The sequence below is a fragment of the Sphingomonas vulcanisoli genome, from assembly GCF_011761305.1.
GTDB classification, from domain to species: domain Bacteria; phylum Pseudomonadota; class Alphaproteobacteria; order Sphingomonadales; family Sphingomonadaceae; genus Sphingomonas_I; species Sphingomonas_I vulcanisoli.
The window spans coordinates 47,678-68,367 of sequence record NZ_JAAOZC010000007.1; the positions used below are offsets into that span (position 1 = coordinate 47,678).

Genomic DNA, 20,690 nt, shown 5'->3' on the forward strand with positions numbered 1-20,690 from the left:
CTAAGCCCCTCCCCTTCAGGAGTTGCAGGTCGGCCATGCTCCCAGCATGGCCTAAACAGCGTGGGACGCTGTTTACCTGCAACTGGGTTGGGGTGGGGGCGACAATGAAGCGAAATCCCGAACTCGCCGATCATGCAAAGGCAATGCACCGCAACCCCACCGAGCCGGAGAAGCGGCTTTGGCGCAGCCTTTCGAATTCCCAATTGGGCGGCTTCAAGTTTCGCCGTCAGACTACGATCGATCCCTTTATCGCGGATTTCTTATGCCCCGCGAAAGCCGTGATCGTCGAGATTGATGGCGATACACATCAGGATATCGGGCGCGACCAGCGACGCGATGCCTATCTGGGATCGCTCGGCTATCGAGTGATCCGCTTCACGAATGCTGACGTGATGGGCAACATCGATGGGGTTCTAGAAGTCCTGCTCTCATCCCTGCAGGCTGCGCCGGATCGCCGCTGGCGTCCCCACCCCAACCCCTCCCCTGAAGGGGAGGGGCTTGGGCGATGATCATCCTCGGCCTCGATCCTGGTCTCGGCACGACCGGCTGGGGCGTGATCGCGGCGGAGGGGAATCGGCTCAGTCACATCGCCAACGGGCAGGTTCGCACCGACGCCAAGGAAGCGCTGTCTGCGCGGCTGTTGGCGCTGCACGATGCGCTCCACGATCTGATGCTCCTGCACCAGCCGAGCGGCGCCGCAGTCGAGGAAGTGTTCGTAAATACCAACGCGCAATCGACGCTCAAGTTGGGTCAGGCGCGGGGCGTGATCCTATTGGTCGCGGCGCGCGCGGGCGTGGAAGTCGGCGAATATGCGCCGCGGTTGGTCAAGAAGGCCGTGGTCGGCACCGGCGCGGCGGAAAAGGTGCAGGTGCATGCGATGGTGTCACGCCTGCTGCCCGGCGTTAAGATCGCGGGTGCCGATGCCGCCGATGCGCTCGCGGTGGCGATCGCCCACGCCCATCATCTGGCGAGCGCCAGACGGAGCGTGGGCCGGTAGGATCGTCCTAGCGCCAGCCGTGGTAGCGGTGGCCGTGGCGATAATACCAATAGCCGCGGCGGTGGTGATAGGGGCCGTGGCTCCAGCGGTGGCGCTCATAGCCGCGATGCGCACCGCCATGGCGATAATTGTCATGCCCCCGCTTCGCTTCGGCGGCACTCGCGCCGGTCACAAGCGTGGCCGCGGCGAGCAGGCCCAACATCAGTGTCTTCATTGAACGTCTCCCTGAATTTAGCTGGTGATATCGCGGTCGCCGCGATGGTTGGTGCCGCCCGTGCCGCTGGTGCCGCCGTCAGTGCCGGCGCTGTCCTCGATGCTTTCGCGCGGGGTGCCTTCGGTCGATACGGTCTCGACATCGTCGGACTCGGCGGGTGGCGCCGAATCGGGGTGGGCGTCGGGTGTGCTGGCCATGCTGTCTCTCCTTGATCGGGGCTCCAACGCATGAGTTTTCGATTCAGCTACGCAATAGAGTGCCGCACCGGCCCGCACCACCACCCGGCCTCCCATATGATACTGCCGTTGGGAGGCCGGGTGGGGGTGCGGGCCGGTGCCGCCATCCGCGCGAGCGGATCCAGAATACTCCCCCGCGCGCACCTTGCTCTCGCCCCACGCCTGCTATAGGGACGCCCGCCTGACCGGCCTGACGCGGGCGTGGCGGAACTGGTAGACGCAGCAGGTTTAGGTCCTGCCATCGCAAGATGTGGGGGTTCGAGTCCCTTCGCCCGCACCAGTTGCGAAGACGGAAAATGTCCGGCGGACATTTTCGGCTTCGCAACTCCCGAGCGCAAGCGAAGGGGTCCCCGCCGAAAGAGAGATAGAAACGAGACCATGCAGACTGTCGAGACGTTGAACCAGGGCCTCAAGCGCGCCTACACGCTGACCATTCCGGCGAAGGACATCATCGCCAAGGTCGATGCCGAAGTCGCCAAGGCCGCGCCGCAGATCAAGATGCCGGGCTTCCGCCCCGGCAAGGTGCCCGCCAACCTCATCAAGAAGATGCACGGCCCGGCGATGGAGCGCGAGGCGCTGAACACCGCCGTTCAGGAAGGCGTGCAGAATCTGATGGCCGAAAAGGGCCTGCGTCCGGCGATGCAGCCCGAAGTCCAGCTCGATGAGGATTACACCTCCGGCAAGGATGTCGAGGTCAAGGTTGCGCTCGAAGTGCTGCCGCAGGTGCCGACGCCCTCGATAGAAGGGCTTAAGCTGGAGCGGCTGACCGTGGCCGCGCCCGAGGCCGAGGTTGACGCGCAGGTCGAGCGGTTCGCCTCCCAGCAGAAGAGCTGGGCCGCGGCGCCCGAGGGCCATCCCGCGATCGAAGGCGATACGGTGGTGGTCGATTTCGTCGGCAAGACCGCCGATGGCGTCGCCTTCCCGGGCGGCACCGGCACCGATATGGCGGTCGAGCTCGGCGCGGGTCGCTTGATCCCCGGTTTCGAGACGCAGCTCGAAGGCGCCAAGGTCGGCGACGAGCGCACGCTCAACGTTACCTTCCCCAAGGATTATGGCGAGAAGAGCCTGGCCGGTAAGCCCGCGACCTTCGACGTCGTGGTCAAGGAAGTGAAGGTCGCCAAGGAAGCGACCGTCGACGATGAGTTCGCCAAGACGCTCGGCCTCGAAAGCCTCGACAAGCTCAAGGAGCTGTTCAAGGGGCAGGTCGAGCAGGAGCTCAACGGCCTCACCCGCACGCACATGAAGCGCAAGCTGCTCGATCAGCTCGCCGGCTCGCACGATTTCGAAGTGCCGCCGTCGATGGTCGAGGCCGAATTCGCGCAGATCTGGCAGCAGCTGGAGCATGAGGTGACGCACGAAGCCGATCAGGAGGCCGCGCGCGCCGAGCTGGAAGCCGACCGCGAGGATTATCGCAAGATCGCCGAGCGCCGCGTGCGGCTGGGCCTGCTGCTGTCCGAGATCGGCCAGCAGAACAATGTCCAGATTTCGGATCAGGAGATGCAGCGCCTCGCCTTCCAGGCGGCGCAGCAGTACCGCCCCGAGGATCAGAAGCGCTTCATCGAATATATCCAGAGCGATCCGATCGCCGCCGCCCAGCTGCGCGCGCCGCTCTATGAGGACAAGGTCGTCGATTTCCTGTTTGAAAAGGCCGAGATCAGCGATCGCCAAGTGACGCGCGAGGAGCTGGAAGCCGCGATCGAGGAAATCGAGAGCGACGACATCAAGCCGCACGTCCACGGCCCCGATTGCGGCCATGATCATGACGAGCATGATCACGATCACTCGGCTGAAGCCAAGCCAGTCAAGAAGCCAGCGGCGAAGAAGGCGGCTGCGGCCAAGGCCGATGAAGCGGTGGTGGCCGAGGACAAGCCTGCCGCGAAGAAGAAGGCTGCGCCCAAGAAGGCCGCTGCGGAAGAGGCTCCAGAGCTGGCCGATGCGCCTGCCGAGAAGCCCAAGGCAAAGAAGGCAGCTAAGCCGAAGGCCGAGGGCTAATCTCCTTTCCGTTTGTGCTGAGCTTGTCGAAGCACCGTCCTTCTGCCAGCCTTGGTCAAGAAGAACGGCCCTTCGACAGGCTCAGGGCGAACGGTTTAGATGGGCAGGCTCCAACAGCATGACGAAGCCCCGCATCGCGGTCATTCTGCCCTGCTATAACGAGGAAGCCGCGATCGCGCAGACCGTGCGCGATTTCCGCGCCGCGCTGCCCGATGCGGCCATATATGTTTACGATAACAGCAGCACCGATCGCACCGCCGAGGTGGCGCGCGCCGCCGGCGCGATCGTCCGTCGGGAGGCGATGCAGGGCAAGGGCCATGTCGTCCGCCGCATGTTCGCCGATGTCGAGGCGGACGTCTATGTGATGGCCGATGGCGATGCGACCTACGATGCCGCCTCCTCGCCCGCGATGGTGGCGCGGCTGACCGGCGAACAACTCGATATGGTCGTGGGCGCGCGTCAGGATCAGGTGGAGGAGGCGTATCGCCGCGGCCACCGCTTCGGCAATGCCTTGCTCACCGGCATCCTCGCGCAGATTTTCGGGCGTACCTTCAGTGATATTCTCTCGGGCTACCGCGTCTTCTCGCGCCGCTTCGTGAAGAGCTTCCCGATCCTCTCCACCGGCTTCGAGATCGAGACCGAGATCAGCGTTCACGCGCTGGAACTGCGGATGCCGGTTGCCGAGATCACCACCCATTATGCGGCGCGGCCCGAGGGATCGGCGAGCAAGCTTTCCACCTATCGCGATGGCTGGCGCATCCTGCGCACCATCCTCACCCTGTTCCGTCTCGAGCGGCCCGTGCTGTTCTTCGGATCGATCGGTGCGCTGCTGACGCTGGCCGCGCTCGGCATCAGCCTCGATCTCTTCATCACTTATGCGCGCACAGGCCTCGTGCCGCGCCTGCCGACCGCCGTGCTCGCCACCGGGCTGGTGATCATCGGCGTGCTCTGTTTCTTTACCGGTCTGATCCTGGACACGGTGGTGCGCGGCCGGCGCGAGGTGCGGCGGCTGGCGTATCTGGGCCTGCCGGCGCCGGGCGGAGACGCGGACCCGGCTTGACCGGCAAAGCGGCGCGCGCCACGCTCGGCGCGCGCTTTGGGGGGTAATTTGACCGGCGATCTTCAGGGGCTTCCGATCCGGCGCTGGGGGCTGCATCTGCTCGGCCTGCTGGCGCTGATGTGGCCGCCCTTGGTCAACGGCCAGCCGTTCTTCTTCTCCGATACCACGGCCTATGTGCGCGCCGCCGATCTCGCCGTGCAGATCGCCAGCCGCCATCATATCCGCACCGCCTGGAGCCGCCCCGAGGCCGCACCGGCGCCCGCTGGGTCCGCTCCCGCAGTTGGCCCGATCGCCGCGCCGCAGGTCCATGCCAGCGATGGCCAGAACGGCGGCAGCGTGATGGCGGGCCGCTCGCCCTATTTCGGGATGCTGCTCTACCTCGGCTATGTGACGAGCGGCTTCTGGCTGTTCGTGCTGGGGCAGGCGATGACCGCCTGGTGGCTGATCGGGCTGGCCCAGCGCGCGATGGGCAGCCGGTCGCTGGCCGTCCGCCTCGGCATCGCGGTCATTCTCGCCTTGCTGTCTCCGCTCGCTTTCTATCTCGGCCTGCTGCTGGCCGATGCGCTGGCGGGCTTCGGCATCCTTGCCTTCCTGCTTATCGCCCGGCCGCCGCCCGATCTGCGGCGGTGGGAAAGGCCGGCGCTCATGCTGCTGCTGCTGGTCTCGGCCGCCGCGCACCTCACCCACATCGTTATCATCGCGGGGATGACCGCGCTGCTCGGCCTGCTGGCGCTGGTCCGGGCGGTGCCGTGGCGGACGGCGAAGCCCGCCGTGCTGATTGGCGGTGCGGTAACGGTGCTGGCATTGCTGTCGGTGATGGTGACCAATTTCGCGGTCAAGAGGGCGCTGGGCAAGCCGCCCGCCGCCGCCCCTGTGCTCACCGCGCGCTTCATCGTCGATGGCCCGGGCCGCGCCTTTATCGCCAATGGCTGCGGTGGCGACCAGCAATTCGCGGCCTGCACCCGGCCGACCGCCGTTCCGGATAGCGATCTCTGGCTGTGGTCGCCCGATCCCAAGATCGGCGGCTTCCTCGCCGCCGATGCCGATACGCGCGCGCGGCTCTCGGCCGAGGACAGCCGCTTTGCCCGCGCGGTGTTTACCGCTTACCCACTGTGGCAGGCAGGGATGATGGCACGCAACACGCTGGATCAACTCACCCGTTTCGATCTGCTGATCCTCAACGAACATTGCTTCGCCGATCAGGGCTGCTCGGGCGTCGACTTCCCCGATGCCGGGCGCGCGACGATGCGGCGCACGATTGCGGGGCGCAATCTCTGGCCCACGCGGCTCCTTGCCGCCCTCGATGCCGCGGCCACGGTGGCGGCGATCGCGCTGCTGGCAATCTCGATCCGCAGGCTCGGGCGGGAGCGGGACGAGGCGCGCAAGACTCTGCTGCTGTGGGTGGCGCTCACCGCCGCCGCCTTCCTGATCAACGCCTTTCTCGGCGGGGCGATCTCCAATCCGCAGACCCGCTATCAGGAGCGGATCGTATGGATCGTGCCGCTGCTGGCGATGATCGCCGCCATCCGCGCCTTCCGCACCTCCTCCGAACCGGCTAGACCCCGCGCATGACCGAGGCGCCAACCCCCGGCGAGGCAGCGATCACTCTATCGCTGATCGTCCCCGTCAAGGATGAGGAGGAGGCGATCCGGCCCTTCTTCACGCGCGTCCTGCCGATCCTGGAGGGGTTGCGCACGCAGCACGGGCCGGGCTTTGGCTGGGAAATCCTGTTCATCGATGATGGCAGCAGCGATGCGACGCTCGCCGAGATCATCGCCGCGCACAATCGTGACCCGCGCATTCGCGGCCTCTCCTTCTCGCGCAACTTCGGCAAGGAGGCGGCGCTGACCGCGGGCCTCGATCATGTCCGCGGGCAGGCGGTCGTGCCGATGGACGTCGATCTGCAGGATCCGCCCGAAGTGCTGGGCGCGATGATCGACAAATGGCGTGAGGGTTATGACGTGGTCTACGGCGTCCGCGCCAACCGCATGAGCGATTCGCTCCCCAAACGCCTCACCGCCGATCTCTATTACCGCGCGCACAATTGGCTTTCGGACGACAAGATCCCCGAACATGCCGGCGATTTCCGCCTGCTCGATCGCAAGGTGGTCGATGTCATCAAGCAATTGCCTGAGCGCAACCGCTTCATGAAAGGCCTGTTCGCCTGGGGCGGCTTCCGCCAGACCGCGGTGGAATATGACCGGACCGAGCGCAAAGTCGGCACCACCAAGTTCAATTATGTCCGGCTGTGGAAGCTGGCGGTGGATGGCATTACGTCGGCGTCGACGGTGCCGCTCCGGGTATGGAGCTATGTCGGCGCGATGATCGCGATCGTCGCCATTTTCTATGCGCTTTACCTTGTCGGCCGCACGATCCTGTTCGGGATCGACGTCGCGGGCTATGCCTCGATGATGGTCGCCGTGCTGTTCCTGGGCGGCGTACAATTGCTCAGCCTGGGCGTGCTCGGCGAATATGTCGGGCGCATCCTGGTCGAGGCCAAGCACCGCCCGATTTATGTCGTCCGCCAGCGTATCGGCGATCCCGCAGGCGACGCCTGAGCCCGCCCCCCAAAGCCGCCCCTTGAACATGCGCCGCCGAAGCGCGATCTCTTGACCATCATTCACAGGAAGACCCAATGAGCACTCCCGATCACGTCGATATCGTCTCCGGCCTCGTTCCCATCGTCATCGAACAATCGAATCGCGGCGAGCGCAGCTTCGATATCTATTCGCGTCTGCTGCGTGAGCGGATCGTGTTCGTCACCGGCCAGGTCGAGGATCATATGGCCTCGCTGATCACCGCCCAATTGCTCTTCCTGGAATCCGAAAATCCCAAGAAAGACATCTATATGTACATCAACAGCCCGGGCGGCGTGGTCACCGCCGGGCTCGCGATCCACGATACGATGCACTACATCCGGCCAGAGGTCGGCACGGTCTGCATCGGGCAGGCGGCATCGATGGGCAGCTTCCTTTTGGCGGCCGGTGAGAAGGGCAAGCGCGTCGCGCTCACCAACAGCCGGATCATGATCCACCAGCCTTCGGGCGGCGCGCAGGGCATGGCGGCGGATATCGAAATCCAGGCGCGCGAGATCCTGCGCATGCGCCACTCGCTCAATTCGCTCTATGCCAAATATACCGGCAAGCCGATCGAGGAGATCGAGCGCGCCATGGACCGCGACAAGTTCCTGGAAGCCGACGAGGCCAAGGAATTCGGCCTGATCGACGAGGTCTTCGACAAGCGCCCCGCGCCGTCCGAGGATGGCGCCGCCTGATCTGTTGCTCCTCCCCTTGGCCGTCAGAACGGCCGAGGGGGCGATTGTCGGCAAGGTGCGTTGGCGCCCTCGATAGTCCGGGCTGACCTGTCTTAAGCGATCACGCCCGCCCGGTCAGCTCCAGGATATGGCGAATCGTCGCGCGCATTGAGACCTCTTCGGTGCAATGCGTTTGCGCAAAGCCCTGTGCTACGTCGCCCAGCCTGCGGCGCAAATCCGGCTCGTCCCACAGCCGCTCTATCGCCGCCGCGAACGCCGCCGCGTCTTGAACGGGAACGAGCAGGCTATTCTGTTCGCTTGTCAAATAATCGCGAATGCCGGATGAATCGGTCACGACCATGGCTTTGCCGAGGTGGGCTGCGCCGACAATCGTGACGATGCCGTTGGGCGTATCGGACGATCGCAGGGGGATCGCCATGGCATCGGCATGGGCCGCAAGCGACCATGTCTGGTCCCAGGGTAAATTGACCAATATCGTCAGGTTTGCAGGAGCTTCGATATTTTGGAAGCTGTGCGGACGAACGACGGCGACGAAGCGGCGCTTCGGCAATCGCTTGGCCACGGCCGCCAGCGTTTCATAATCCCGCGCTTCCCCCCCGATCGCCACGACATAAGGCTCGGCGATCGTGCGGGGCAGCGGCGCAGCGATCGGCGGCGCAACGCCCCACGGGTCAAAATGAAATCGCTCGACGGGAAGATCGAACAGCCGCGCATAGAGCTCGCGTTCCATCCGGCTGAAGACGCCGAAACGATCGATACGGGCAAAGCTGCGCCGCATCGCATCAAGCCGCATTCCCGTGGGAAGGTCCGTGAAATTAAACCCGGTCGCCAGATGCGGTACGCCCTCGGCATGAGGCCGTGCGATGGCCGAGGTATAGTGACTGAGCCGCGGCATGCTGCTGGCGACGAGATCGATGCCGCCGCGTCTGATCGTCCCGCGCAGTTGCAACGCGATGCCGATGCGCCCCCAGCTCAGGCCGGGCAATCGATTGATCCATTTGCTGGATGGCGTTCTGAAAAATCGGAAGTCGATCGGAGGTTCGCCATCGTACAGCGGCTCGATCCAACGCCACGGCTCGGGAAAATCGGCGATACTCGCGACGCAAAGCGGGCGGTCGATCACTCTACAACAAATCTTGGGCGACGAAGGCGCCGGACTGAAGCCGATAAAGGAATAGGGTCATCACCACTCTTGAAAGCGCCCGCTAATGTGAACGACATACCCAAGATGAAGATCGTCACGCAAGCGATCCTGCTCCATGATTGCCTCGGCGCGCTGGTCGTGGCCCGGATGGGGAACCGTCGTGCCCGGCATCCGTTCGCTTCGTCGCCGGGCGCTTGTTTAACCGGCTCCGCGATCACATATCGCTTGCCCGGTAAACCCGCTGGCAAGGGATGCCGCGATATATGATTTGCCCGCTGCCGAGGCAGAGGGCTACCATGCCACCCGACTCGGGCGGCCGAGGAACAGGAAGAAGATGACCAAACTCAGCGGCGGCGACTCCAAGAGCACGCTCTATTGCTCCTTCTGCGGCAAGAGCCAGCATGAGGTGCGCAAGCTCATCGCCGGCCCGACCGTGTTCATCTGCGACGAGTGCGTCGAGCTCTGCAACGACATCATCCGCGAAGAGACCAAGGCGACTTTGGTCAGCCGCAAGGATGGCGGCGTGCCGAGCCCGCAGGAAATCTGCAGCGTGCTCGATGATTATGTCATCGGCCAGATGCGCGCCAAGCGCGTGCTCTCGGTGGCGGTCCACAACCATTACAAGCGGCTCGCGCACGGCGCGAAGGGCGCCGAGGTTGAGCTCGCCAAATCGAACATCCTGCTCGTCGGCCCCACCGGCTGCGGCAAGACTTTGCTCGCGCAGACGCTGGCCAAGACCTTCGATGTGCCCTTCACCATGGCCGACGCGACGACGCTGACCGAAGCCGGTTACGTGGGCGAGGATGTGGAGAACATCATCCTCAAGCTGCTCCAGGCCTCCGACTATAATGTCGAGCGGGCGCAGCGCGGCATCGTCTATATCGACGAGATCGACAAGATCAGCCGCAAGGCCGACAATCCCTCGATCACGCGCGACGTCTCGGGCGAGGGCGTGCAGCAGGCGTTGCTCAAGCTGATGGAAGGCACCACCGCCTCCGTGCCCCCGCAGGGCGGCCGCAAGCATCCGCAGCAGGAATTCCTGCAGGTGGACACGACCAACATCCTGTTCATCTGTGGCGGCGCGTTCGCGGGCCTCGAAAAGATCATCGGCGATCGCCTGCAGGGCAAGTCGATCGGCTTCGGCGCCTTCGTCGCCGCCCCCGACGAGCGCCGCACCGGCGAGGTGCTGCGCCAGTGCGAGCCCGAGGATCTGCTCAAGTTCGGCCTGATCCCCGAATTCGTCGGCCGTCTGCCCGTGATCGCCACGCTGGAGGATCTCGACGAGCCGGCTCTGGTCAAGATCCTGGGCGAGCCCAAGAATGCGCTGGTCAAACAGTATCAGAAGCTGTTCGAGATGGAGGGCGTCAGCCTCAGCTTCACCGACGAGGCGCTGTCCGCGGTCGCCAAGAAGGCGATCCAGCGCAAGACCGGCGCGCGCGGCCTGCGTTCGATCCTCGAGGGCATGCTGCTCGATACGATGTTCGATCTGCCCTCGATGGATGGCGTCGACGAGATCGTGATCGACAAGGATGTGGTCGAGGGCCGCAAGGATCCCGTCCGCGTCTTCGCCAAGAAAGCCGAACAAGCGGGCGACGCGGCCTAAAAAATCCTTCCCCTTGGGGGGAGGTGGCGCGCGGAGCGCGTCGGAGGGGTGACTGCACCCTCGATAGCGCGACACCCCTCCGTCATCGCTGACGCGATGCCACCTCCCCTTGCAGGGGAGGATTTGAACGCCGCCAAAGTCACCTTGCTTGGCCGTTGCAGCGTAATGGTGCACCCCTTATAGCCACGCTATGGTTCGCTTTTCGTTCTGTGGCGTCGAACTGGCGCTTCTCCCCGCGGGCGCGCTGTTCTGGCCCGATCGGCAGGCGCTGCTCGTCGCGGATCTGCATTTCGAAAAGGCCAGTTTCTATGCCGGCAGCGGCCAGATGCTGCCACCCTATGACAGCATCGCCACGCTGACCGAACTGACCAAGCTCGCCGAAGCGACGGCGGCCCGCGAGATCTGGTGCCTGGGCGACAGTTTTCACGACAAGGCGGGTTGCGAACGGCTGCCCGCGCAGGCGCAGGCGATGCTCCGCGCGCTGACCGGCGCGACCGACTGGACGTGGATCAGCGGCAATCACGATATCGCCGCGCGCGGCATCGCCGATCATTGCGGCGGCCGCGTGCTGGACGAGATCGCAATCGGTGGGCTGCTGCTGCGCCACGAGGCCGATCCCCGTGATCGCCGTCCCGAACTTTCAGGCCATTATCATCCCAAGCTGCGGCTGCATCTGCGGGGGCGGCAGGTGGCGCGGCGCTGCTTCATCGCCGGTGGCACCAAGCTCATCCTGCCCGCCTTCGGCACGCTGACCGGCGGCCTGGACGCGCACGATCCCGCGATTCGCAAGGCCGTCGGGCCGCGTGCGCAGGCTTTGGTCCCTCTGGCCGATCGATTGCTGCGGTTCCCACTCGCGGCCTGAATGCGCTGGAGAAATACCACAACGGACATTTAGTGGGAAATCAACGAACCAATAAGGTTGCAATTTCTTGGATTATCTGGTAGAGGCACCGTCCGAACACACATCCGGAAGGGTCGGATAATGCAAGGTCTCGCCACAGTTCCCGGCGTCATCGATCTCGGCACCACCGCCCGGCGCGATGGCTGGACGAACCGGCGCCGCTGCCGCTTCCTGGCGCTGCTCGTCGAGGGGCGGCAGGTGGCTGCGGCGTGCCGCGCGGTCGGGCTGTCGGTGGCGTCGGCCTATGCGTTGCGGGGCAGGGCGGGCGGCGAGGCCTTCGCCCGCGCCTGGCGCGCCGCCCGCGCGTTCGCCCGTAATCGCTGCTCCGGCATCGTCACCAGCCGCGCGATCGATGGCGTCAGCGTGACCCGCGTCGGCGCCGATGGCGTGGCGGTAACCCACCACCGCCTCGATAACCGCGCCGCACTGGCGCAGCTCCGGCGGCTCGACCGGATGGCGGAGGCGCCTCAATCAATCCTCCCCCGCCAAGGGGGAGGTGGCGCCGAAGGCGTCGGAGGGGGAGGACGGCGGCGAACTATCCAAGACATTCCTGACCTCCCCCTCCGTCAGGCTGAAGCCTGCCACCTCCCCCTGGCGGGGGAGGAGTGGGGAAAACCCGTCACAAGCCTCAACTTCTTCAACTTCGGCGATGGCAGGGGATACGAAAACTCCCTCTCCCCTGTGGGGTGTGCGGGCGTTTTTGTGTTCGTCCGGGGACGAACACTCGCCCGCACAGGTTGGGGTTAGGGGGCGAGGGCGTCAGCCCGAGCTCCCAGCCATCAATGGCGGGTCACCCTCACCCAACCCTCTCCCTCAAGGGAGAGGGCTTCGCGCTCACATCGCGTCGCTCAAATCCCTGCGCAGTTTATCCAGCGCCGCCTTCTTGATCTGGCAGACCCGCGCCGCGCCGACGTTCAGCACTTGGCCGATCTCATCGAGGTTCATCTCCTCGACGAAATACAGCTGGAGCACCATCGCCTCGCGCTCGGGCAGATCGGCGATGCGGGACGCGAGCAACCGTCCCAGTTCCTCGCGCTCCAGCGTCTCGTCGATCCGCTCCTCGACGTCGGCGAACCACAGGCTCTGGTCCGAATAGACCTCGTCGAGCGATTCCTGGCGCATGCCGGCCGAGCTGTCGGTCACTTCGCGGTATTCGGACGCGCTCAGCCCCATCGCCTGTGCAACCTCGCCCTCCGAAGGCTCGCGGCCGAGGGTGGCGCGTAAGCCGGCGCTGACCTTGCCGATCTCCTTGCGCTTGGCCATCGCCGATCGGCAGATCGTCGCGTGGCGGCGGAGGTGATCGATCATGTTGCCGCGGATGCGCAGCGTCGCATAGGTCGCGAAAGCGTGGCCCCGGTCTTCGTAGCTGTTGGCTGCCTCGACCAGCGCGACCATGCCGATCTGCACCAGATCCTCGATATCGATGGCCGAGGAGACGCGGCCGTGGACGTGCCAGGCGATCTTGCGGACCAGCTGCATATGCGTGCGGGCGAGCGCGGCGGGATCGGCCCGCGTCGGCTTGCGCCCATAGGTCGCACCCATATCGTAGGCGAGCGCGGCACTCATTGCGCCATCTCCAATCGTGGCCGAGCCGATGCCGGCGCCTCGCCGGACTTGCCGCCGACGATCGCCACCACCTCGACAGCCTTGCCGTCCGGAATCTCCAGGAAGCTCATCACCGGACTATCGGGCAGATGTGGTTTAAGAAGTCTTGAGAGCGCCCTCCGCGCGATCGGCGATGTCACCAAGGCGAAGCGGCTGGCGGCATTGACCATCGGCGCGGCGGCATCGGAAACGGCGGAAACGATGCGTTGCGCGAGCGCGGGCTCGAACGGATGCTGCGCATTGGGGCCGACGCGAATCGCCTGGGCGAGCAGGCCTTCGAGCTCGGCATCCAGCGTGATCACCGGCAGCGGCATCCGCACCGGCACCACCGTCTGCACGATCAGCGCGCCGATTCGCTGGCGCACCGCCTCGACCAGTGGCACCAGCTCGGTCGTCTCGCGCGCGGCATCGACGATCGCCTCGGCGATCCGGCGGAAGTCCTTGAGCGGCACACCCTCCACCAGCAGCAGCCGGCTGACCGCGGCGAGTTGGGCGAGGCTGAGCGGGGCGGGGGTGAGGCCCGCAACGAGCTGCGGCGCATTCTCCTTGAGCGCGTCGAGCAGCTTCTGCATCTCGTCCATGCCGAACAGATCGCTCGCCGCGTTGGCGACGAGTTGATTGAGATGCGTGGCGATCACCGTCGCGGCATCGACCACGGTATAGCCCGCGACCACCGCCTCGCCGCGCTGGGCGGGATTGATCCACACCGCCTCCAGCCCAAAGCTCGGATCGCGGCAGGCGCGGCCTTCGACCGTGGCGGTGAGATCGCCGCTGTCGAGCGCGAGCAGATCCTCCGGCCAGCACTCATCCTCACCGACGACGACGCCCGCGACGCTGATCCGATAGGCGTTGGGCCCGAGCGCAAGATTGTCGCGGACGCGGACCAGCGGGACGACGAAGCCGAGTTCGCGGCTCAACTGGCGGCGTATGCCGGTGATCCGCGCCATCAGGGGCGCCCCCTTGCGATCGTCGACCAGGCCGACCAGGCCATAGCCGAGCTCCAGGCTCAGCGGCGCGCCGTCCGAAACCTCGTCCCATTTGATCGCGCTGGGATTGGCGATGGCGGCCGGCGGGGGCGCGGCGGCGGCGATCGCGGCAATCTTCTTATTCTTGTTGAGCTTCCAGGCGATCCCGGCCGCGCTGGCGGCGGCGGGGATCATGATCAGGTGCGGCATGCCGGGCAGGAGCCCGAGGAAGCCGAGAATGCCCGCGACGGGCGTCCAGGCCTTGGCCGAACCGAACTGGCTGGTGATCTGGTTGGAGAGGTCGAGCGGGCTGGACACGCGCGTCACGATCGCGGCGGCGGCGATCGACAGCAGCAGCGCCGGGATCTGCGCGACCAGCGCGTCGCCGATCGCCAGCTGGATATAGGTGGAGGCGGCATCGCCCACCGCCATCTTGTGGCTGACGACGCCGAGCACGAGGCCGCCGAGGATGTTGATCGCCAGGATCAGCACGCCCGCGACGGCATCGCCCTTCACGAATTTGGAGGCACCGTCCATCGATCCGTAGAAATCGGCTTCGGTGGCGACTTCCTGACGGCGGGCCTTGGCTTCCTCAGGCGTGACGAGGCCGGCGTTGAGATCTGCGTCGATCGCCATCTGCTTGCCGGGCAAGGCATCGAGGGTGAAGCGTGCGGAGACTTCGGAGACGCGGCCCGCGCCCTTGGTGATCACCACCAGGTTGATGATCATCAGAATGCCGAACACGAACAGGCCGACGACATAATCGCCGCCGATCAGGAAGTGGCCGAACGCTTCGATCACATGACCCGCCGCTGCGGCGCCGGTGTGGCCATTGACCAGCACCACGCGCGTCGAGGCGACGTTGAGGCCGAGGCGCAGCAGGGTCGCGAACAGCAGCACGGTGGGGAAGGCGGAGAAATCGAGCGGCTTGGCGGCGTTGAGCGCGACCATCAGCACGGCGAGGCTGATCATGATATTGATGATGAAGCCGACATCGAGCAGGAAGCTCGGCACCGGCACGATCATCAGCCCGACCAGCGCCAAGGTCGCCATCGGCAGGATGGCGCCCTTGATCGATCCCACCCAGAGCTTCCGCTTAATCGCGTCCGTCGCCATGTTCACCCTCACTGTGCACGAGGGCAAAGAAGCAAGAGGCGTGCCAGAACTTTTTCCCCTCTCCCGCTTCGCGGGAGAGGGAGGGGTCCGCGTTTCGAGCGAAGCGAGAAAGGTGGGAGGGTGAGGGTCTTCTTCTTCAGCCGAGATCGAAAGGAAGAAAGACCCTCACCTCCCACGCTGCGCGAGCGGGCCCCTCCTCTCCCGCGAAAGCGGGAGAGGGTATTACACCACGATATTGAGGAAGCCCGAAGGCGTCAGCTCAGCCGGCCGCTGCGTCCGTAGGCGGGGGCGAGGGGCGCGCCGGTCAGCGTCGCCAGGCGATCGAGCTTGCGGCGGTTGCGATCGGCGAGGAAGTTGATTCGGCCCTTGGCAGCCTCGGCGAGCTTCACCGCCTGGATCACGCGCTCTCCGACCTCGACGCGATTGTGCCAGGCGCCAATCGCGGCAAGCTCGATCAGCGCGGCGCGCATTGCGTCGGTAGAGCTTTCGATCTGCGTCACGTCCTGACCATCGAGCGCGGCGATCAGGGCCTCTTCGCGCGCGATCAGCGTGTCGAGAGCGGCGGCGCTCATGCCTTGGCCGGAATATCCAGCGCGATCATCTTGGCGGCGATCGCCTCCGGATCGGCCTTGTAGCTGCCGTTGGCGATGCCTGCCTTGATCTGCGCGACCTTGTCGAGATCGACCGGTGCGCCCGCCGCGGCAAGGCCGCTCGCGGTCGAAACCGGCGCGGTGTCCGCGTCGTCCGATGCAGCCGGAAGGGTGGCGGCCTTCGGCGCGGGCTTTTCGGTACGGAGCTGGTCGAGAGGGCGGCTGCCCGTCGCCCCAATGCCCGTGATCATCATGAAATCCTTCCGCATGATACCGCCACCGATCGAACGCCTACTTGTTCGATGATAACGGCAAAACGTCCAATCAGTTAAATCCCGGTAATCTGACGCGCCCCTGCTCGATCACCTCGGCGAACAGGATCTGGCCCTGAGGCCGCCGTTCACCACCATCGGTCTTCACCCGGATGCGAGAGCCCTGCGCGCCGTCTTCCTGCGCGACGGCCCCTACCGAGACGCTGAACCCGCTGGACGTGGCGACGAGATCGACCGGATCGCCCTTGCGGACGATCATATCGGCCTTGGGCGCTGCGGCGGATGCGATATTTGGAGCGCCGGCGAAGCGGACCAGCGGCACACGGATCTTCCACCCCACCGCCGGGCAGCGCAGCGCCACCGCGCCCATCGCGGGCGGATCGACGGTTACGCTGGAAGGGCAGGCGGCGAGCTTCAGCCGGGTATCGATCGGTGCCGAGGGGCCGCCCGGCTCACCGATCCCCGCGCCCAGCGCCGCGATCACGCGGTTCTGGAGCGCCGCGATGTTCTGGAACGGCGCCGCCGTTGCGGGGGCCGCAAGGCCGATCAGGAGGAGAAAGGGACGTTTCATACCAAACATGGTGCAGGAAACGTGCCAAGATAAGGTTAACTTCGCTCTAACCCTATTCGCTGCCCGCCGCCGGATGCCCCATCGATCGAAAGCGCGATGTTCGCGGCGGGGACGTTGGCCGCCTGCAGCGCGCGGGCGACCGCCGCGAGACGCGCGGCGGCAAGCTCCCATCCATCGAAGCGCGCGCTTTGATCATCGGTGCCGTGGCTGGTGAGGCGGATATGCGCTCCGCCCGCGCCCCGGGCGAAATCCCGCACGAAGCGTTGGCCGTTGGTGTTGAGCACCGCCTCGCCGGAATCGAACCATGCGGCCGCAGGCTGTTCGGCCCGCGTGCCCTTGTCCCCCATCGCGCTGCGCAGCCCGCCCGCCAGCGCGGCGCCATCGGGCCGCGCCACGAGGATGATCATGAAGCCGAGCAGCAGCAGGCAGAGATCCGCGAAGCTCAGCGCCCAGCGTGCACGCGCCTTCTTCATGCGGCAACGCTGCGCTGGACACGGCGCTGGAGCGCGCGCGCATCGCTCAATTCGGCCTGGGCGAGGCGCGAGAAATGGTCGAGCGTCCGCCGCTGCCAGGCGAGCTCGGCGGCGGAGAGCCGCTCCAGCCGCGCCGCGATCGGTCCGGCGATCAGATTGGCGACGATCAGGCCCATCAGAGTTGCGACCAGCGCGGTCGCCATAGGGCCACCGATCGCATGTGGATCGTCGAGCGTCGCGAACATGCGGACGAGGCCGATCACCGTCGCGATCATGCCCATCGCGGGCGCGGTATCGGCCATAGCCTCCCAGAAAGCGATCGCGCCCGCGTGACGGGCGGCGCGGGCGGCGAGTTGCTCATCGGCCCAGCGGGCGAAGTCTTCGGCATCGCGAGCATCGGCAAGCTCTGCGGCGGCCTGCGCCAGGAAGCGGCCCGTGGTCGATACGCGCTCGGCGAAGACGATGCCCTTCACCTCGGCCACGGCAGCGATGCGGTTGGTGGCGCGGCGGGCGGCATCGGCATCGGCCTGGGGGTCCGCCGCAAATAGCGGTTTCAGCGCAGCGAACGCTGCGGTGGCCTCCCCGCGGGACGCCCGCGCACAGGCGACAAGCACCGATCCCCCCCACACCGCGCCGAACGCGAGGGGGTCCACGAAAGCCAGCAAAGCGTCAACTAACACCACGATACGCATACTCCCGGCAATACATTGCCGGTCCCGGCAAAAATTTGCCGGCACCCTTGTGGAACGGCCCCGCCATGCCCGTTCCCGACCGCCACTTCCGAATTGGCACGCCCATTGCAAGGCATGGCTCGGAAGCCCCGTTCGAAGCTGATGACGACCGGGGCGTGAAGAAGTTTAGGGCGAAAGGAGGCTCTCATGGCGAATGATCCACTTTTCGGGATCGAGGGGACGGCGCTGACGCTGCGATCGCAGCGCATGGCCCTGCTCGCGTCCAACATCGCCAACGCGGCGACCCCCAATTACAAGGCGCGCGATTTCGATTTCACCAAGGCGCTGGCCACGGCGACCGCACAGGCCGCGGGTGGATCGGCCGACGAGCGTACCGCCGCAGCCTCCGCCGCCGCCGATAGCGCGATGGGCTATCGCGTGCCGCTGCAGACATCGCTCGACGGCAACACGGTCGAGCTCTCGACCGAGCAGACGCTCTTCGCCGAGAATGCGGTTCAGTACAAAACCACGCTCTCCTTCCTCCAAGGCCGCGTCCAGACGGTCATGACGGCGCTGAAGGGAGAATAAGGATGAGCACCAACCTCTCGGTCTTCGATATCGCCGGCCGCGCGATGAGCGCCCAGCTGGTGCGGCTTTCGACCACCGCTTCGAACCTCGCCAACGCCAACAGCGTCTCGACCACTAAGGACGGCGCCTTCCGCGCGCTGAAGCCTGTGTTCCAGACGGTGGGCAGCAATCAGGCAGGCGTCGCTACTGTCGGCGTCTCCAAGGTCGTCGCCAGCAACACCGAGCCGACGCAGCGTCACGATCCCGGCAATCCGCTCGCCGACAAGGACGGCAACGTCTGGGATGCGGGCGTCGATAATGCGGGTGAGCTGGTCGAGATGATGGAGACCGCCCGCCAATATCAGAACAACGTTCAGGTGCTTCAGACCGCCAAGACACTAACCCTCGACACGCTGAGGATCGAGAAATGACCCTATCCACCGGTAACAGCTATCTGGATTCGCTCGGCGCCGCCGCCGCCACGGCGACAAGCGGCAGCGGCACGTCCAGCTCCAGTCAGACGATCGATCAGGCGGGCTTCCTCAAGCTGCTTACGACGCAGCTCCAGACGCAGGATCCGACCGATACGCAGGACACGAACGCGATGGTCCAACAGATGGCGACTTTTAGTCAGGTTGCGGGCATCACCGAGATGAACAGCTCGCTGAAGACGATCTCCGATAATCTTTCTGCCTCGCGATTCGACGCTTCGGGCTGGCTCGGGCGCGATGCGCTCGTTGCGTCGGACTCGGTGGGTGCGATTTCCAGCGGCGCCTTCGCGGGCGAGATCACGCTGCCAGCCGCCGCCAAGGACGTGACGCTCAGCCTGGTCGATGCCAACGGAAACACCGTCAACAGCCAGGATCTCGGCGCCAAGAGCGCCGGCGCGGTCGACTGGAGCTGGAATGGTAAGGACGCCAGCGGCGCCGCCGTCTCCGGCCCGCTGAGGATCATCGTCACCGCGCCCGCCGCTACCGGATCGGGCTCGGTGACCCCCAGCAATGCCGCCTGGACCGAAATCCAGTCGGTCCAGTCTCCCGCCACCGGCACGACCAAGCTGACGACCGGCCTTGGCACCATCGATCCTTCCGCAGTCCTGCAGCTCGGCTGACCTTCCTCAGGAGTAAGTCTTCATGTCCTTCTATACCTCGCTCTCCGGCCTCAAAGGCGCGCAGACCGATCTTGGCGTCATCTCGAACAATATTGCCAACGTCGGCTCGATCGGCTTCAAGAAGAGCCGTGCCGAATTCGGCGACATCATCTCCGCTTCGCCGCTGCAGTCGGGCAATGTGGCAGGGCAGGGCAGCCAGCTGAAGGACATCAGCCAGCAGTTCACCCAAGGCGGCTTCCAGAGTTCGGATCGCGCGCTCGATCTCGCCATCTCCGGCCAGGGCTTCTTCGTCACCAAGAACGCATCGCAGCTCAGCTACACGCGGGACGGCGCCTTCCAGGTCAACGATCAGAGCTATCTCGTCGATGGTAACGGCAATCAGGTTCAGGTGCTGCCGGTCGACACCAATGGCAATGTCACCGCATCCGGCATCGGTTCGGCGTCCGCCATCCAGATCCCGCAGACCGCCGGCCAACCCAAGGCGACGCAGAATCTGAACCTCAGCGTGACGCTGCCCAGCGACGCAGATCTGCCTTCGACCCGTTCGAACTACAGCTCGACCATCCCCTACAAGTTCGATCGCTACGATTCGAACAGCTACAATTATTCGAGCGCCACCACGATCTACGATTCGGCGGGCAATCCGCTACAGGCGACGCTCTATTATGTCCGCACCGCGACGCCGAGCGCGGGCAATAGTCAGACCTCGACCTGGCAGGCCCACCTCTTCGTCGGCGATCAGGAAGCGAGCGCGGACGGCAACGTCGCGACCTCGCCGCCCCAGCCGCTGACGATGACCTTCGATAGCTCGGGCAATCTGACCGCGCCGAGCGGCGTCACGACCTTCAGCCAGGTGCTCCCTTCGGGTTCTTCCTCGGAAGTGGCGTTGTCGGCGACATATGGCGTCAACACGCGCCAGATCGCCTCCACCTTCACCCCGGGCACCGTCACACAGGACGGTAAGGCCGCGGGTCAGCTCGATAATATTTCGGTCAGCGCGCAGGGTCTGATAACCGCGACTTTTTCCGACGGATCGACCAAAAAGCTCGGCGCGGTGATGATCGCCAACTTCCCCAATCCCAATGGTCTCCGTCAGCTCGGCAGCGGCTATTGGGGCCAGAGCGGGCTTTCGGGCGAGCCGATCGTCAGCGCCGCGGGCACAGGTTCGGCGGGCAATATCCAGTCGGGGGCGCTCGAGGAAGCCAATGTCGATATTACCGAAGAGCTGGTGTCGCTGATCTCCGCGCAGCGCAACTTCTCGGCCAACGCGAAGGCGATCGAGACGGCCAACAATATGACCGACACGATCGTCAACCTGCGCAGCTAAG

The 20,690-nt window shown here is 65.4% G+C and carries 25 protein-coding genes and 1 tRNA gene; 16 read left to right on the forward strand and 10 right to left on the reverse strand.

The genetic code is table 11. The features are described from left to right. Positions 1 to 143 precede the first annotated feature (143 nt). Both FHS31_RS12800 and ruvC read left to right on the forward strand, forming a co-directional pair. On the forward strand, positions 144 to 509 hold the full coding sequence (locus FHS31_RS12800; protein ID WP_243843456.1) for an endonuclease domain-containing protein: 366 nt from the start codon (positions 144 to 146) through the stop codon (positions 507 to 509). Then, complete coding sequence (gene ruvC / locus FHS31_RS12805) at positions 506 to 997, forward strand: crossover junction endodeoxyribonuclease RuvC (protein ID WP_167074135.1); 492 nt, start codon at positions 506 to 508, stop codon at positions 995 to 997. Before FHS31_RS12800 ends, ruvC begins: the two co-directional genes overlap by 4 nt. 7 nt (positions 998 to 1,004) lie before the next feature. Here ruvC and FHS31_RS12810 read toward each other — a convergent pair whose 3' ends face one another. Beyond that, positions 1,005 to 1,211, reverse strand: a complete 207-nt coding sequence (locus FHS31_RS12810; protein ID WP_167074137.1) for a hypothetical protein — start codon at positions 1,209 to 1,211, stop codon at positions 1,005 to 1,007. 17 nt (positions 1,212 to 1,228) lie between these two features. Next, complete coding sequence (locus FHS31_RS12815; RefSeq protein ID WP_167074139.1) at positions 1,229 to 1,408, reverse strand: hypothetical protein; 180 nt, start codon at positions 1,406 to 1,408, stop codon at positions 1,229 to 1,231. A 234-nt stretch (positions 1,409 to 1,642) separates the two neighbouring features. On the opposite strand from FHS31_RS12815, the gene FHS31_RS12820 reads away from it, so the two are divergent. The 6 genes from FHS31_RS12820 to clpP all read left to right on the forward strand — a co-directional run bounded on the left by FHS31_RS12820 (position 1,643) and on the right by clpP (position 7,773). Beyond that, positions 1,643 to 1,727 (forward strand) — tRNA-Leu (locus FHS31_RS12820). 98 nt (positions 1,728 to 1,825) lie between these two features. Next, positions 1,826 to 3,439 (forward strand): trigger factor, encoded by a 1,614-nt coding sequence (gene tig / locus FHS31_RS12825; RefSeq protein ID WP_167074141.1) that lies wholly within the window; start codon positions 1,826 to 1,828, stop codon positions 3,437 to 3,439. A 118-nt stretch (positions 3,440 to 3,557) separates the two neighbouring features. Then, a complete protein-coding gene (locus FHS31_RS12830) occupies positions 3,558 to 4,499 on the forward strand; it encodes a glycosyltransferase family 2 protein (protein ID WP_167074143.1) in 942 nt (313 codons plus the stop codon). Positions 4,500 to 4,547: 48 nt separating this feature from the next. Beyond that, positions 4,548 to 6,071, forward strand: coding sequence for a hypothetical protein (locus FHS31_RS12835; RefSeq protein ID WP_167074145.1), 1,524 nt, complete (start codon positions 4,548 to 4,550; stop codon positions 6,069 to 6,071). Then, positions 6,068 to 7,057 carry a glycosyltransferase family 2 protein gene (locus FHS31_RS12840; protein WP_167074147.1) on the forward strand — a complete coding sequence of 330 codons (990 nt, stop codon included), beginning with the start codon at positions 6,068 to 6,070 and terminating at the stop codon, positions 7,055 to 7,057. Before FHS31_RS12835 ends, FHS31_RS12840 begins: the two co-directional genes overlap by 4 nt. Positions 7,058 to 7,134: 77 nt before the next feature. After that, complete coding sequence (gene clpP, locus FHS31_RS12845; protein WP_167074149.1) at positions 7,135 to 7,773, forward strand: ATP-dependent Clp endopeptidase proteolytic subunit ClpP; 639 nt, start codon at positions 7,135 to 7,137, stop codon at positions 7,771 to 7,773. Positions 7,774 to 7,873: 100 nt separating this feature from the next. Here the strand turns inward: clpP and FHS31_RS16740 are convergent, their stop codons facing one another. Continuing rightward, on the reverse strand, positions 7,874 to 8,896 hold the full coding sequence (locus FHS31_RS16740) for a glycosyltransferase (RefSeq protein WP_167074151.1): 1,023 nt from the start codon (positions 8,894 to 8,896) through the stop codon (positions 7,874 to 7,876). Between the two features lie 105 nt (positions 8,897 to 9,001). On the opposite strand from FHS31_RS16740, the gene FHS31_RS12855 reads away from it, so the two are divergent. The 4 genes from FHS31_RS12855 to FHS31_RS12870 all read left to right on the forward strand — a co-directional run bounded on the left by FHS31_RS12855 (position 9,002) and on the right by FHS31_RS12870 (position 12,168). Then, positions 9,002 to 9,184, forward strand: a complete 183-nt coding sequence (locus FHS31_RS12855) for a hypothetical protein (protein WP_167074153.1) — start codon at positions 9,002 to 9,004, stop codon at positions 9,182 to 9,184. Positions 9,185 to 9,251: 67 nt separating this feature from the next. Then, positions 9,252 to 10,520, forward strand: coding sequence for an ATP-dependent Clp protease ATP-binding subunit ClpX (gene clpX, locus FHS31_RS12860; RefSeq protein ID WP_167074155.1), 1,269 nt, complete (start codon positions 9,252 to 9,254; stop codon positions 10,518 to 10,520). Positions 10,521 to 10,710: 190 nt separating this feature from the next. After that, the gene (gene pdeM / locus FHS31_RS12865) at positions 10,711 to 11,382 is read left to right on the forward strand and encodes a ligase-associated DNA damage response endonuclease PdeM (RefSeq protein ID WP_167074157.1); all 672 of its coding nucleotides are present in this window, start codon (positions 10,711 to 10,713) and stop codon (positions 11,380 to 11,382) included. Positions 11,383 to 11,502: 120 nt separating this feature from the next. Next, positions 11,503 to 12,168 carry a hypothetical protein gene (locus tag FHS31_RS12870; protein WP_167074159.1) on the forward strand — a complete coding sequence of 222 codons (666 nt, stop codon included), beginning with the start codon at positions 11,503 to 11,505 and terminating at the stop codon, positions 12,166 to 12,168. A gap of 87 nt (positions 12,169 to 12,255) precedes the next feature. Here the strand turns inward: FHS31_RS12870 and FHS31_RS12875 are convergent, their stop codons facing one another. The 7 genes from FHS31_RS12875 to FHS31_RS12905 all read right to left on the reverse strand — a co-directional run bounded on the left by FHS31_RS12875 (position 12,256) and on the right by FHS31_RS12905 (position 17,705). Further along, on the reverse strand, positions 12,256 to 12,987 hold the full coding sequence (locus FHS31_RS12875) for a FliA/WhiG family RNA polymerase sigma factor (protein ID WP_425057234.1): 732 nt from the start codon (positions 12,985 to 12,987) through the stop codon (positions 12,256 to 12,258). Continuing rightward, entirely contained in the window at positions 12,984 to 15,107 is a 2,124-nt protein-coding gene (gene flhA / locus FHS31_RS12880; protein ID WP_167074160.1) for a flagellar biosynthesis protein FlhA, read from the reverse strand. Before flhA ends, FHS31_RS12875 begins: the two co-directional genes overlap by 4 nt. A gap of 254 nt (positions 15,108 to 15,361) precedes the next feature. Next, positions 15,362 to 15,679 (reverse strand): hypothetical protein, encoded by a 318-nt coding sequence (locus tag FHS31_RS12885; RefSeq protein ID WP_167074161.1) that lies wholly within the window; start codon positions 15,677 to 15,679, stop codon positions 15,362 to 15,364. Beyond that, positions 15,676 to 15,948, reverse strand: coding sequence for a flagellar biosynthesis anti-sigma factor FlgM (gene flgM / locus FHS31_RS12890; protein WP_243843457.1), 273 nt, complete (start codon positions 15,946 to 15,948; stop codon positions 15,676 to 15,678). Before flgM ends, FHS31_RS12885 begins: the two co-directional genes overlap by 4 nt. 73 nt (positions 15,949 to 16,021) lie before the next feature. Beyond that, positions 16,022 to 16,540, reverse strand: a complete 519-nt coding sequence (locus tag FHS31_RS12895) for a flagella basal body P-ring formation protein FlgA (RefSeq protein WP_167074163.1) — start codon at positions 16,538 to 16,540, stop codon at positions 16,022 to 16,024. 35 nt (positions 16,541 to 16,575) lie between these two features. Further along, the gene (locus FHS31_RS12900; protein ID WP_167074165.1) at positions 16,576 to 17,013 is read right to left on the reverse strand and encodes an OmpA family protein; all 438 of its coding nucleotides are present in this window, start codon (positions 17,011 to 17,013) and stop codon (positions 16,576 to 16,578) included. Beyond that, entirely contained in the window at positions 17,010 to 17,705 is a 696-nt protein-coding gene (locus FHS31_RS12905) for a MotA/TolQ/ExbB proton channel family protein (protein ID WP_167074167.1), read from the reverse strand. Before FHS31_RS12905 ends, FHS31_RS12900 begins: the two co-directional genes overlap by 4 nt. A 186-nt stretch (positions 17,706 to 17,891) precedes the next feature. On the opposite strand from FHS31_RS12905, the gene flgB reads away from it, so the two are divergent. The 4 genes from flgB to FHS31_RS12925 are packed head-to-tail and all read left to right on the forward strand — an operon-like array spanning position 17,892 to position 20,689. Next, positions 17,892 to 18,272 carry a flagellar basal body rod protein FlgB gene (gene flgB, locus FHS31_RS12910; protein WP_167074169.1) on the forward strand — a complete coding sequence of 127 codons (381 nt, stop codon included), beginning with the start codon at positions 17,892 to 17,894 and terminating at the stop codon, positions 18,270 to 18,272. 2 nt (positions 18,273 to 18,274) lie between these two features. Beyond that, a complete protein-coding gene (gene flgC, locus FHS31_RS12915; protein ID WP_167074171.1) occupies positions 18,275 to 18,682 on the forward strand; it encodes a flagellar basal body rod protein FlgC in 408 nt (135 codons plus the stop codon). Next, a complete protein-coding gene (locus FHS31_RS12920; RefSeq protein WP_167074173.1) occupies positions 18,679 to 19,362 on the forward strand; it encodes a flagellar hook assembly protein FlgD in 684 nt (227 codons plus the stop codon). The genes flgC and FHS31_RS12920 overlap by 4 nt, the downstream gene beginning before the upstream one ends. A 22-nt stretch (positions 19,363 to 19,384) precedes the next feature. Beyond that, complete coding sequence (locus FHS31_RS12925; RefSeq protein ID WP_167074175.1) at positions 19,385 to 20,689, forward strand: flagellar hook protein FlgE; 1,305 nt, start codon at positions 19,385 to 19,387, stop codon at positions 20,687 to 20,689. Position 20,690 lies beyond the last annotated feature (1 nt).